This window comes from Vibrio sp. 99-70-13A1, from assembly GCF_013114625.1.
Taxonomy (GTDB): Bacteria; Pseudomonadota; Gammaproteobacteria; order Enterobacterales; family Vibrionaceae; genus Vibrio.
On record NZ_VTXD01000046.1, the window covers coordinates 1 to 12,773 of the forward strand.

Consider the following 12,773-nt stretch of genomic DNA (forward strand, 5'->3'; position numbering starts at 1 on the left):
CGCATAGCGTTACGCGCGTATTCCATGAACATTAGGAACGTTGCGCCGTATGGTACGAAACCACCGTGCAGAGCGATACCGTTCATGATAGCCGTCATACCGAACTCACGTACACCGTAGTGGATGTAGTTACCAGAGAAGTCGTTTGCTTCAAGAGACTTAGAACCAGACCACATAGTCAGGTTAGAAGGCGCAAGGTCAGCAGAGCCGCCCATGAATTCAGGTAGCATGGCACCGAATGCTTCTAGCGCATTTTGAGATGCTTTACGTGATGCGATGTTTGCTGGGTTAGCTTGAAGATCAGCGATGATTGCCGATGCTTTCTCTTCCCATTCAGCTGGAAGCTCGCCGTTAGTACGACGTTTAAATTCTGCTGCTAGCTCTGGGTGAGCGGCTGCGTATGCGTCAAACTTAGCGTTCCACGCTGCTTCTTTCGCTGCGCCTGCTTCTTTCGCGTTCCACTCAGCTGCGATATCCGCTGGGATTTCGAAAGGACCGTGTTCCCAGCCAAGCGCTGCTTTAGTTGCTGTGATTTCATCAGCGCCTAGTGGAGCACCGTGACAGTCGTGTGTACCCGCTTTGTTTGGAGAACCAAAACCGATGATAGTTTTAGTACAGATAAGTGTTGGACGAGGATCCGCTTTAGCAGCGATGATTGCTGCGTTGATAGCGTCAGCATCGTGACCATCAACTGCTGGAATTACGTGCCAGCCGTAAGCTTCAAAACGCTTAGGTGTATCGTCAGAGAACCAACCTTCTACTTCGCCATCGATAGAGATGCCGTTGTCATCCCAGAAAGCAACCAGCTTTCCAAGACCTAGCGTACCCGCTAAAGAACATGCTTCGTGAGAGATACCTTCCATCAGACAACCATCACCCATGAACGCATAAGTGAAGTGGTCTACGATGTCGTGACCTTCTTTGTTGAACTGTGCAGCCAGTGACTTCTCAGCCATCGCCATACCAACAGCGTTAGTGATGCCTTGACCTAGAGGACCTGTCGTTGTTTCGATACCTGGTGCGTAGCCGTACTCTGGGTGACCTGGAGTCTTAGAATGAAGCTGACGGAAGTTCTTAAGATCTTCAATTGAAAGCTCGTAACCATGGGTTGTGGTTCAAGTGACCACGCCAAAGTACTTCAGCGATGTCAGCCATACCCATAGGGGCGCCTGGGTGACCTGAATTTGCTTGTTGAACACCGTCCATACTAAGTGCGCGGATTGCATTGGCTAGATCTTTACGAGAAGGCATGTCTGCTCCTGGATGCGTAAGCGATTTAAGAAAAAGAAGATAAGGCTAAACTTTTCTAGTTATTTAGCCGCCAGTATTCTCTCAAACGACTATAGTGACTGCAAACGTTTTACTGGGCTTATAAGCAGCATTTTCTGCATTTTTATGACATTTATCCCTCTAAACCGTTGGTTATCTTTATTCATACGCAAACGTTTAGTTATGACATATCCAAAAAAAGAGCTTGTAATTCAACCTATGAAAACTAAAATAGACGTCTAGATGTAGAAACACCTACATAATATAATGTAATTAATAGCGACGACCTTTATATTCATCGGCGCTTTTTAACTATTTACGCCTCAACGTATTACGTTCAAAACTAAAAAGTGGAGCTCTCATGGCTAAGCACCTATTCACTTCTGAATCTGTTTCAGAAGGCCATCCAGATAAAATTGCAGACCAAATTTCTGATGCTGTTCTTGATGCCATCTTGGAACAAGATCCAAAAGCACGTGTTGCTTGTGAGACTTACGTAAAAACCGGCATGGTAATGGTTGGCGGTGAAGTAACAACGTCTGCATGGGTTGATATCGAAGAAATCACTCGTGAAACCGTTCGTGAAATTGGTTACGTTCATTCTGACATGGGCTTTGACGCTGACTCTTGTGCAGTACTAAACACAATTGGTAAGCAGTCTCCAGACATCAACCAAGGTGTTGATAAAGCTGACCCTAAAGAGCAAGGCGCGGGCGATCAAGGTATCATGTTTGGTTACGCAACTAACGAAACTCCAATCCTAATGCCAGCTCCAATTACTTACTCTCACCTTCTTGTTAAGAAGCAAGCTGAAGTACGTAAGAGCGGCAAATTAGACTTCCTTCGTCCAGATGCTAAATCTCAGGTAACTTTCCAATACGACCAAGGTCAGATCGTTGGTATCGATGCAGTCGTACTTTCTACTCAACACTGTGATTCAGTAACCACACCGGATCTACGTGAAGCAGTAATGGAAGAGATCATCAAGCCAGTACTTCCTGCTGAGTGGATCAACAAAGACACTAACTTCTTCATCAACCCAACCGGTCGTTTCGTAATCGGTGGACCTATGGGTGACTGTGGTCTAACTGGTCGTAAGATCATCGTTGATACGTACGGCGGCGCAGCTCGTCACGGTGGCGGTGCTTTCTCTGGTAAAGATCCATCAAAAGTTGACCGTTCAGCAGCTTACGCAGCGCGTTACGTTGCTAAAAACATCGTTGCAGCTGGCATGGCTGACCGTTGTGAGATTCAACTTTCTTACGCTATCGGTGTTGCTGATCCTACCTCTATCATGGTTGAAACGTTTGGTACTGAGAAAGTAGCTCACGAAATCATCATTGAAGCGGTTCGTCAAAACTTTGATCTTCGCCCATATGGCTTACAAGAAATGCTTAACCTTCTACAACCGATCTACAAGCAGACAGCTGCTTACGGTCACTTCGGTCGTGAAGAGTTCCCTTGGGAAGCAACAGACAAAGCAGCAATCCTTGCGGACTTCGCTGGTATAAAATAATTTAGCTTCATACTAGATTTCTATTAAGGCCCTTACTTCTTAGTAAGGGCCTTATTTTTATGAAGTTATCTTCCCCAACACAGCCTAGCTCTCTATAGCCAACCACTCTTCTCTAAAAATAATCATCCAAAAAGCCCCTGCGTAAGTTGTATTTTTTGATACTACTGCCAATAGTTAATACTGTTCCTAGGCAATAATGTGCTTACATTAAATGCAGAAATGTTAGCTTCAGATTAAGAGTTTATCGACTCCCTCTCGCTAGCTAAATGCTTAAGAGTCTAGCTATACCATTAGCAATCACGCCTTTTGCTAGTTTAGGTATAACAAATCTCTTATTGAAGTTTGAGCACTGGTACTGCAGTACAACCTAGAACTCTAGCGTTGAAATGGCCGTGATGATGCACAAAGTGCTGTCAAGCAACGACATTCAATGAATTTTAACTAGGATGTTATTAACTGGGGGGATTTATGCCTCGAACAGCACAACCAGAAGATTTTAATAATAAGAAAAAGCATAAGGTCAGCGATAGCGAATACGCACGAACGATTCCTTGTAATCAAGTCAGCGTATCAGCACCTTTCCATTGGCTTTCTCTTGCTCTACATGACTTCATTCGAATGCCATTCATCAGCGCCTTCTACGGGCTGTGCTTTATGGCAGCCGCAGTTGCTATCGTTCAATTAGTGCAATGGCAAGGTACACATCTTGTTGTTATGCCAAGTTTAATCGTTTACATGCTTATCGGCCCATTCTTAGCTTTAGGGCTTTATGATGCAAGTTGGGAAAGAGAGAAAGGTCATGATGCAAGCCTATTTCATTCAATAAAAGCCATTTCAAGGAACTCGTCTTCTCAGTGGGCTTTCGCCATTGTGTTGATGGTTGCTATGATTTTTTGGATGAGGATTGCAGCGTTATTGCATGCCCTTTACCCTTCCGTTCAAGGAGCACCACTTACGGAGTTTGCTCCATTCTTAATAACCGGTTCAGTTATTGGGCTTGTTATCGCCAGCCTCATTTTTAGTATTTCTGCCTTCTCAATTCCGTTGATGATGGAAAGAAGAGTGGACGTAATGAGTGCTATATTTACAAGTTTTAATGCCGTTAAGTCGAATATCCCGGCAATGATTGTGTGGGCAGCTTTGATTGGTATCGGCGTATTAGTTGGATTTGCAACTTATGGATTAGGGATGATAGTAACAATGCCATTGCTTGGTTATGGCACATGGCATGCCTATCACGACACTATAAAGAAAAAACATCATCCGTAGGTCTCCTACCTGTAGTCATTGTGATGATATTATTTGGCCTTAGCTCACCCTAAGGCCATTTTTTGGAGTTCACCAACTTGCCATACTGCTCTTTACAACACCGCGTGAATAAAAAGATCGTAGAATGCATCACTCAAGCGGATCAACACTTCTTACGTCAATTCCAAATACCTAAGATTTCTTTTCAACTAAGAGGAAAAGCCGCAGGAAAAGCCTATCTGCAACTTAACGAAATAAAAATTAACCGTGTTTTATTCGAAGAGAATGTAGACGCTTTTTTGGCAGAAGTGATCCCACATGAGATCGCACATCTGATCACATATCAAGTGTATGGGCGAGTTAGACCACACGGTAAAGAATGGCAATCTGTCATGGAAGGGGTATTTCAAGTCCCAGCAAAAACCACGCATAACTTTGAAGTACAATCCGTTCAAGGGAAAACCTTTGAGTACCAGTGCTGCTGCACTACTTATCCTTTATCAATTCGTCGCCATAACAAAGTTTTACGTAAACAATCCACTTATCGGTGTCAGCAATGTAGCCAACTCTTAACGTTTACAGGAATACAACTCAGTTAAAATAACCAATTTAATTGCACTCACTTTATCCGCTCACATTGCTTCATTCTATCTACAGCCCCTACTATTATCTTGGTAGCGAGATTCCCTGCCAAGCAAAATCATACCCTAATTAAAATCCGATAGAGAACTTCATAAATTGAGTGCTAGACTGATAGTTATCATACTTTTATCAGTCTTTATTTTATGAAATACATAAACTTGAAAGCATTTAACCTATCGGTGTCCCTTTGCTTACTCCTAGGTTTTAGCCTATCACTACCCCAAAGTGCTTTTGCGGCTCCTCCTAGCTCCTTTTCAAAAGCTAAAAAAGAAGCGGTGAAGATTTACCTTGATCACCCGACTTCATTCTACTGTGGCTGCGATATTACTTGGAAAGACAAAAAGAAAGGTATTCCAGATCTTGACTCATGCGGCTACCAAGTTCGAAAGCAGCTAAAACGGGCTTCTCGCATTGAATGGGAACATGTAGTGCCGGCATGGCAGTTTGGACATCAGCGACAATGCTGGCAATCAGGAGGGCGTAAGAACTGCACTAGAAACGATAAAGTATTCAAATCGATGGAAGCAGACCTGCATAACTTAGTCCCTGCTATTGGCGAAGTAAATGGTGACCGCTCTAATTACAATTTCAGCCAGTGGAATGGGGTTGATGGTGTGAGCTACGGACAATGCGAGGTTCAGGTCAACTTTAAGCAACGTAAAGTCATGCCAACTGAGAGATCAAGAGGGGCGATTGCGCGCACGTACCTGTACATGAGCCAAGAATATGGATTCAAACTATCGAAGCAGCAAACCAACTTGATGATGGCTTGGGATAAACAATATCCCGTGACTGAGTGGGAGTGCACAAGAGACGAACGGATTCATAAGATTCAAAATAACCACAACCCATTTGTATTTGAACATTGTCAGTAATCAACAATTCCCCTCTAACAAAAAAAGCACCGAACAAATTCATGTTCAGTGCTTTTTAATTTATATTCCAATAAAGAGTGGCAGTAAATTTACAGAATTAATCTACAAATCACTCCACTCTTGCTTGAACTTTTACGATTCAATATCGATATGAGTGACACGCTGTAAACCTCTCGGTAGAAGCCCACCACGACGACCACGCTCACCGCGGAAATTATCTAAATCAGCAGGTTTCAAACCTAGTTTACGCTTACCAGCATAAATGGTTAAGGTAGCCCCTTGCGGGATAGCCATCAAGTGGGAAACAAACTCTTCACGTTCCTTCGCTTTCGCTGATGGAATGTTGATGATCTTATTCCCTTTACCTTTGCTTAACTGAGGCAGGTCTTTGATTGGGAATAGAAGCATTCTACCTTGATTGGTGATCGCTAAGATTTCATTCGTATCCAAATCATCCACAGAGCTTGGTAATAATACTTCAGCGGCTTGAGGTAAATTCACCAAAGCTTTACCGCTCTTGTTCTTAGACAATAAATCACTGCCCTTACAAACAAAGCCGTAACCAGCATCAGAACCAACTAACCATAATTGATCACTTTCACCCATCACGACCTGGCGAATAGAACTACCAGGGCTAATGTTTAAGCGCCCTGTAATCGGCTCACCTTGGCTTCTTGCTGAAGGTAAAGAGTGGGATTCCAATGAATAACTTCGACCGTCACTGCCTAAGAACACAGCAGGTTGATTGCTCTTACCACGAGTATGAGCCAAGTATTTATCACCAGACTTATAATTCAAGGTTTCGGCATCAACTTCATGCCCTTTCGCATGACGAATCCAGCCTTTTTCTGACAATACAACCGTAATTGGTTCGCTCGGTACCAAATCACGCTCAGTCAGGGCTTTAGCTTCAGCGCGAACCATTAATGGAGAACGACGATCATCCCCATACTTATCGGCATCAGCTTGAATTTCTTTCTTAATTAAAGTGTTTAGACGACGCTCTGAACCTAGCAGTTTCTCTAATTTGTCACGTTCAGCTTCAAGCTCTTCTTGCTCAGCTCGAATCTTAAATTCTTCTAGCTTTGCTAAGTTACGTAGCTTGATATCAAGAATAGCGTTTGCTTGGATCTCAGAAATATTGAAGCGACTCATCAGCACAGGACAAGGTTCATCTTCAGTTCTGATGATTTCGATTACTTCATCAATATTAAGGTAAGCAGCTAATAAGCCTTCCAAAATATGTAAACGAGCCAGCACTTTATCTAAACGATACTGTAAGCGACGGCGAACGGTTGAACGGCGGAACTCAATCCACTCTTTTAATATCTGAACTAAACCTTTTACTTGAGGACGATTGTCTAAGCCAATCATGTTCAAGTTAACTCGGAAGTTTTTCTCAAGATCTGTTGAAGCAAACAGGTGGCTCATCAACTGATCGCAATCGATACGGTTTGAGCGCGGTACAACAACAATGCGAGTCGGGTTCTCGTGATCAGATTCATCACGCAAATCTTCAACCATCGGCAGCTTTTTAGCGCGCATTTGGTTGGCAATTTGCTCTAGCAATTTCGAGCCTGATACTTGGTGCGGTAGGGCTGTGATAACAATATCAGAGCCTTCTTTATGCCACACAGCACGCATTTTAATGCTGCCTTTACCAGTACGGTAGATTTTCTCGATATCCGACTTAGGTGAGATAATCTCAGCTTCAGTTGGGTAATCTGGGCCTTGAATGAAACCCATCACATCAGGAAGTTCAGCTTTTGGTGTATCAATCAGGTGAATAGCGGCATTTGCCACTTCACGAACATTATGAGGTGGAATGTCTGTCGCCATACCTACAGCAATGCCCGTAATGCCGTTCAGTAAGATATGAGGTAAACGCGCCGGTAACATTTGAGGCTCTTTCATCGTGCCATCAAAGTTTGGCTGCCAATCTACCGTTCCTTGACCTAACTCACCAAGCAGAACTTCAGCAAATTTGGAAAGCTTAGCTTCGGTATAACGCATCGCCGCGAATGATTTCGGATCATCCGGAGCACCCCAGTTACCCTGACCATCCACCAGTGGGTAGCGGTAAGAGAAAGGTTGCGCCATAAGAACCATGGCTTCGTAACAAGCAGAATCACCATGCGGGTGATACTTACCTAAAACGTCACCAACAGTACGAGCTGATTTTTTATATTTCGATGCAGCAGAAAGACCAAGCTCAGACATTGCATAGATAATACGACGCTGTACTGGCTTCAAGCCATCGCCAATATATGGCAGTGCACGATCCATGATCACGTACATTGAGTAATTTAAGTAGGCATCTTCGGTGAACTTGCGCATTGGCAACTGTTCAACGCCATCATATGTAATTTCGTTAGACATCCATTATACCTCGGCCATATCACCGTTATTTTGTAGCCATGCACGGCGATCATCTGCGCGTTTCTTACCAAGCAGCATGTCCATCATTTCAATTGTCGCTTCGCTATCATCAATCGTTAATTGAACAAGACGACGAGTGTTTGGATCCATTGTCGTTTCACGAAGCTGAAGTGGGTTCATTTCACCCAGACCTTTGAATCGCTGTACATTAATCTTGGCTTTCTTCTGGGAAAGTCGCTCAAGCACGCCATCTTTTTCATCATCATCTAATGCATAAAACACTTCTTTACCGCAATCAATACGATACAAAGGAGGCATTGCGACATAGATATGTCCCGCTTCAACAAGTGCGCGGAAATGACGAGTAAACAGAGCACATAATAATGTGGCGATATGAAGACCATCCGAGTCCGCATCGGCAAGAATACAAATTTTGCCGTAACGTAAACCAGATAAATCATCATTATCAGGGTCGATACCTAGCGCAACAGAAATATCATGTACTTCTTGAGATGCCAGGACCTGATCTGCTGATACTTCCCAAGTATTTAAGATCTTACCGCGAAGTGGCATAACCGCTTGGAATTCACGATCGCGAGCTTGCTTAGCAGAACCACCTGCCGAGTCCCCTTCCACGAAGAAGATTTCTGTGCGACTTAAATCTTGAACTGAACAATCAGTAAGTTTGCCTGGTAATGCAGGACCTGAGGCGATCTTCTTACGAACTACTTTTTTGCTAGCGCGCATACGGCGGTGAGCATTTGCAATACAGGCTTCAGCCAGTAATTCTGCAAGCTGCGGTTTTTCGTTCAACCAAAGGCTGAAGGCATCTTTTACCACACCAGAAACAAACGCAGCCGTTTGGCGAGAAGACAAGCGTTCTTTTGTTTGACCAGCAAATTGAGGGTCTTGCATCTTGACCGACAGAACGTAAGAACAGCGATCAAAAATATCATCACCCGTTAGCTTAACGCCACGTGGAAGAAGGTTACGGAATTCGCAGAACTCACGCATTGCATCAAGTAAGCCTTGGCGCAGACCATTAACGTGAGTACCACCTTGTTTGGTGGGTACTAAGTTCACGTAGCTCTCGGTGATCATATCACCGCCTTCTGGCTGCCAAACAATAGCCCAGTTCGCCATTTCCTTTTCTGCGATGAATTCACCAACATAAGGTTCTTCAGGCAGTAAGGTGTACCCTTTTACGCCTTCTGCTAGGTAATCTTTCAGACCATCTTCATAGAACCATTGGTGTTCATCACCATTCACCTTATCTGAGAAGGTAATTTCTAAGCCTGGGCAAAGTACCGCTTTTGCTCGTAAATTATTGATAAGACGTATGACAGAAAACTTAGCGCTGTCGAAATACTTTGCATCTGGCCAAAAGTGAACCGATGTTCCGGTATTTCGGTGACCACAGGTACCTGTTACGGTTAAATCGGTAACAGTCACTCCGCCTTCAAAAGCGATTTCATTGACTTGTCCATCACGACGAACCGTCACTTCAACACGTTTAGACAGCGCATTTACAACTGAAATACCAACACCGTGTAAACCACCAGAGAATTGGTAGTTATTGTTGGAGAACTTACCACCCGAGTGAAGCTTAGTCATGATCAGCTCTACGCCCGATATGCCTTTTTCAGGGTGAATATCTACAGGCATGCCACGACCATCATCAATCACCTCAAGAGATTGATCGGCGTGCAGGATAACTTTGATCTTTTTAGCGTGACCCGCTAGAGCTTCATCCACAGAGTTATCGATAACTTCTTGTGCAAGGTGGTTGGGTCTTTCTGTCTCTGTATACATCCCCGGGCGATGTCGCACAGGGTCGAGACCTTCAAGAACCTCGAGGTCTTTTGCATTATATTGTTCAGTCATAATACGGAGTGTACTCAAAAAATTTACGTCGGTTCGCTTGTAGCAAAAACAACAAAAGATGAATTATTTGTTATGAACCTTCATAACAAAGCGAACGAGCGAAAGTATTGGGGAATATAGTCTGGAAGCTGGGGATTGTTGTCAAGCTAGTTCAAAAAGTATGGCGTCAAACTATGATATTTCCCCACTGATAGGTGAAATAACCGTCAGACTTTATTACATCACGTCATGATTGATGACATTAATTAAATATTTAAGAAAGCGAGGATTTGCTCTGGGTAACGTTCAAAGTTAACAAAGCTATGATCGCCGCCTTGCTCTACTGTTTGTTTTGAACCTTGATACTTATCGACGGCTTGTCGATAATCAAGCACTTCATCTTCAACTTGTTGTAACAGCCAAAAGTCACTCACATCGTTCAATGTTTTAACTTCTAATGCTTTCAGCTCATCAATATGTTTTGGCTCTAACAGATATTTCTCGTGAGTATACGGGTTTTCTTGTTCACCCAAATAATCAGCCAAAAGCTCATAAGGCTTAACTGCTGGGTTTACTACAACAGCTTTAAAACCATAATGAGCATTAAGCCAAGTTGAAAGATAACCACCTAAAGAGCTACCTACTAATGCTATTTGATAATCATTTTTGTATTGCTCAACTAGCCCTTGTAGGTAAAGTGCGGCTTGCTGAGGAAAACTAGGAAGTTGGGGCGTTAATATCTTCACATCAGCTCGGTGCGTTGCACAGTAATCTCTCATAACGTTCGCTTTATGCGATAAAGATGAACTGTTAAAACCATGGATATACAAAAGAAGTGATGGTTTTTTATGAACTGATGATACTGACATGTCTAATAACCTTCTGCATCGAAATCAGGAGAAAAACTCCCCTTTGGTAAGCGCTTTACCTGAGTTTCTAGCTGCCCATCTTCTTTCAAAATTAATTCTCTCCAACCTGGGGTTAGAGTATCTAACGCAAAATCATCAGAATTAGGCTTAAACTGAACACAGGTTGATGGTGTTGCCATAACTTGCACGCCACAATGCTCACGGTTCATGTCTTGATGAACATGCCCACACAAGATAGCGCGTACATTTGAATGTTTATTTACTACATCCCAGAATTGCTCAGAGTCTTTTAATGAATGCTGGTCAAGCCAAGCACTGCCGACTAAAAGTGGGTGATGATGTAAAAGCACTAGAGTATGGCGAGCTGAGTGCTCTGAAAGTTTTGCATCTAGTAATTCAAGTTGCTGATCACTTAAACGGCCATGTGGCACGCCTACAACTTGCGAGTCAAGCATCACCATTTGCCAATGGTCACCAAGTAATACATGGTCAACACATTGGATTTGAGGAGAAGGTAATACGCTACTCATATTCGGTTTAAAGTCATGGTTACCAGGCAACCAATAACAAGGCTTACTTAAAGGTTCAATTCCCGATTCAAACTTTTGGTACGATTCCTCGCTGTGATCTTGAGAAATATCACCCGTTGCAAGAATCGCCTCAAAGTCAAAATTTTGCTCTAAGATAGCAGACACCACAGCATGAAAGCTGTCTTGTGTATTAATACTCAACAAGCTGCCATTACTAGGCGCAAATAAGTGAGTATCAGTTAGCTGAACAAGCTTAATACTGTTGCCATCAAATTTTGAAGTGCGTGATAAATTCAAAATAACAAATCCAGATACATTACTGTGTAAACTTTACAATTGCTCTTAAAATAGCGTTATGAAAATGAGAGTGGTATACGGCTAATACCTGTTTTTAAACAGAACGTTAACCAATCACCAAGGAACTTATTGAGCTGATACTTTTCATCTTTTTGCATGAGTTTTGCGTTGGGATAATCATAGCGCGCTTTTACTCTTGAAAAGTGCCCACTAGAACACACTTCTGCAACTCTAGCATCATGATATAGCCTGACAGACATTTTAGGCAAAGGGAATACTGGCGTCTCATCACTCTGACATATATCTATTAATGTGGTGTATTTTGTGACCTCATTCACTGTCAGTTGATACACCATATTAACAGCTTGATAACAGCGAACATCTCCCACCTTATGTCCCACCGGTAACAAGGCGTTCAACTTGGCATAATTTGTTTCATACACACGCATCAATTCAGCAAGATCAACGTGGTAAGGTTTCTTCGCTGCTATGTTTGTCATTACTTTACTCTTTCCACTGTGATTGTAGATCTAAGTAGTTTAGCTGCAGCCATTGCATCGCAATGATTGTGGCACCATTCTCAAATTTACCGTCTTTCACATGTTGGTATGCTTGCTCTCGTTTCATTACCTGAACTCGGATATCTTCACCTTCATAGTCTAACCCATGAACGCCTTTCGCTAATGAAGAATCCACTTGCCCAACAAAAACATCTAACTTTTCAGAGCAACCTCCTGAAGATGGGTAATACGAAGTAATAGGTAATACCTTCATCACCTCTAAGCCCGCTTCTTCTAAGGCTTCTCTTCGTGCCACATCTTCGGCAGTTTCATCGGTATCAATAATTCCCGCGACGATTTCCAACTGCCATGGATTTTCATGCTCCAAAGCCCCTACTCGAATTTGTTCTATAATCACAACTTCATCACGAATAGGATCGTACGGGATTAATGCAGCAGCATGACCACGCTCGAACATTTCGCGTTCGATGGGTTGGCTCCAACCGCCTTCAAATAGTCGATGCTTGAAGGTGTATTTCACCATTTTGAAAAAACCACGGAACAATGTCTTTTTTGAGATTATTTCGACATCTTGTGGAGTAAATTCATTTGCTGGATTGTCATAACTTTGCATTTGATACCTCACTCAGTGATTTTATAGTTTACTCATTGTCATCGATAACTACCAAGGATATGGCTCAACTTTTCATACAAAAGTTATAACAATAGTTAAATTATCAAAAAATATATTGCACAAGTGGACAATTAAAGGTAAAAAAGTGCAA

Annotated in this window: 10 protein-coding genes and 1 pseudogene; 4 read left to right on the plus strand and 7 right to left on the minus strand. The window is 42.8% G+C overall.

Annotated features, from left to right (window positions below):
* Positions 1–1,251, minus strand: a pseudogene (locus F0226_RS20255) (transketolase); the annotation flags it as partial.
* A 379-nt stretch (positions 1,252–1,630) separates the two neighbouring features.
* Here F0226_RS20255 and metK point away from each other — a divergent pair.
* The 4 genes from metK (at position 1,631) to F0226_RS20275 (ending at position 5,550) form a co-directional block, all read left to right on the plus strand.
* Positions 1,631–2,785, plus strand: a complete 1,155-nt coding sequence (gene metK, locus F0226_RS20260) for a methionine adenosyltransferase (RefSeq protein ID WP_171737332.1) — start codon at positions 1,631–1,633, stop codon at positions 2,783–2,785.
* Between the two features lie 468 nt (positions 2,786–3,253).
* The gene (locus tag F0226_RS20265) at positions 3,254–4,054 is read left to right on the plus strand and encodes a DUF2189 domain-containing protein (protein WP_171737333.1); all 801 of its coding nucleotides are present in this window, start codon (positions 3,254–3,256) and stop codon (positions 4,052–4,054) included.
* 77 nt (positions 4,055–4,131) lie between these two features.
* Positions 4,132–4,632 carry a SprT family zinc-dependent metalloprotease gene (locus F0226_RS20270; RefSeq protein WP_171737334.1) on the plus strand — a complete coding sequence of 167 codons (501 nt, stop codon included), beginning with the start codon at positions 4,132–4,134 and terminating at the stop codon, positions 4,630–4,632.
* Positions 4,633–4,818: 186 nt separating this feature from the next.
* The gene (locus F0226_RS20275; protein ID WP_171737335.1) at positions 4,819–5,550 is read left to right on the plus strand and encodes an endonuclease; all 732 of its coding nucleotides are present in this window, start codon (positions 4,819–4,821) and stop codon (positions 5,548–5,550) included.
* A 132-nt stretch (positions 5,551–5,682) separates the two neighbouring features.
* Here F0226_RS20275 and parC read toward each other — a convergent pair whose 3' ends face one another.
* From parC to nudF, 6 genes are all read right to left on the minus strand, one after another.
* Positions 5,683–7,929, minus strand: coding sequence for a DNA topoisomerase IV subunit A (gene parC / locus F0226_RS20280; protein ID WP_171737336.1), 2,247 nt, complete (start codon positions 7,927–7,929; stop codon positions 5,683–5,685).
* Between the two features lie 3 nt (positions 7,930–7,932).
* A complete protein-coding gene (gene parE / locus F0226_RS20285; protein WP_171737337.1) occupies positions 7,933–9,813 on the minus strand; it encodes a DNA topoisomerase IV subunit B in 1,881 nt (626 codons plus the stop codon).
* Between the two features lie 245 nt (positions 9,814–10,058).
* The gene (gene yqiA, locus F0226_RS20290) at positions 10,059–10,661 is read right to left on the minus strand and encodes an esterase YqiA (RefSeq protein ID WP_171737338.1); all 603 of its coding nucleotides are present in this window, start codon (positions 10,659–10,661) and stop codon (positions 10,059–10,061) included.
* 2 nt (positions 10,662–10,663) lie between these two features.
* Positions 10,664–11,488 carry a 3',5'-cyclic-AMP phosphodiesterase gene (gene cpdA / locus F0226_RS20295; RefSeq protein WP_171737339.1) on the minus strand — a complete coding sequence of 275 codons (825 nt, stop codon included), beginning with the start codon at positions 11,486–11,488 and terminating at the stop codon, positions 10,664–10,666.
* A gap of 56 nt (positions 11,489–11,544) precedes the next feature.
* Complete coding sequence (locus tag F0226_RS20300; RefSeq protein ID WP_137375553.1) at positions 11,545–11,988, minus strand: DUF1249 family protein; 444 nt, start codon at positions 11,986–11,988, stop codon at positions 11,545–11,547.
* 4 nt (positions 11,989–11,992) lie between these two features.
* Positions 11,993–12,622 (minus strand): ADP-ribose diphosphatase, encoded by a 630-nt coding sequence (gene nudF / locus F0226_RS20305; protein ID WP_171737340.1) that lies wholly within the window; start codon positions 12,620–12,622, stop codon positions 11,993–11,995.
* Positions 12,623–12,773: the final 151 nt, after the last annotated feature.

Bases quoted from the DNA above. Each gene is read 5' to 3' on its own strand.
- metK (WP_171737332.1), top strand. From the start codon at position 1,631: ATGGCTAAGCACCTATTCACTTCTGAATCTGTTTCAGAAGGCCATCCA.
- parE (WP_171737337.1), bottom strand. From the start codon at position 9,813: ATGACTGAACAATATAATGCAAAAGACCTCGAGGTTCTTGAAGGTCTC.
- F0226_RS20265 (WP_171737333.1), top strand. From the start codon at position 3,254: ATGCCTCGAACAGCACAACCAGAAGATTTTAATAATAAGAAAAAGCAT.
- nudF (WP_171737340.1), bottom strand. From the start codon at position 12,622: ATGCAAAGTTATGACAATCCAGCAAATGAATTTACTCCACAAGATGTC.
- F0226_RS20275 (WP_171737335.1), top strand. From the start codon at position 4,819: ATGAAATACATAAACTTGAAAGCATTTAACCTATCGGTGTCCCTTTGC.
- parC (WP_171737336.1), bottom strand. From the start codon at position 7,929: ATGTCTAACGAAATTACATATGATGGCGTTGAACAGTTGCCAATGCGC.
- F0226_RS20300 (WP_137375553.1), bottom strand. From the start codon at position 11,988: ATGACAAACATAGCAGCGAAGAAACCTTACCACGTTGATCTTGCTGAA.
- yqiA (WP_171737338.1), bottom strand. From the start codon at position 10,661: ATGTCAGTATCATCAGTTCATAAAAAACCATCACTTCTTTTGTATATC.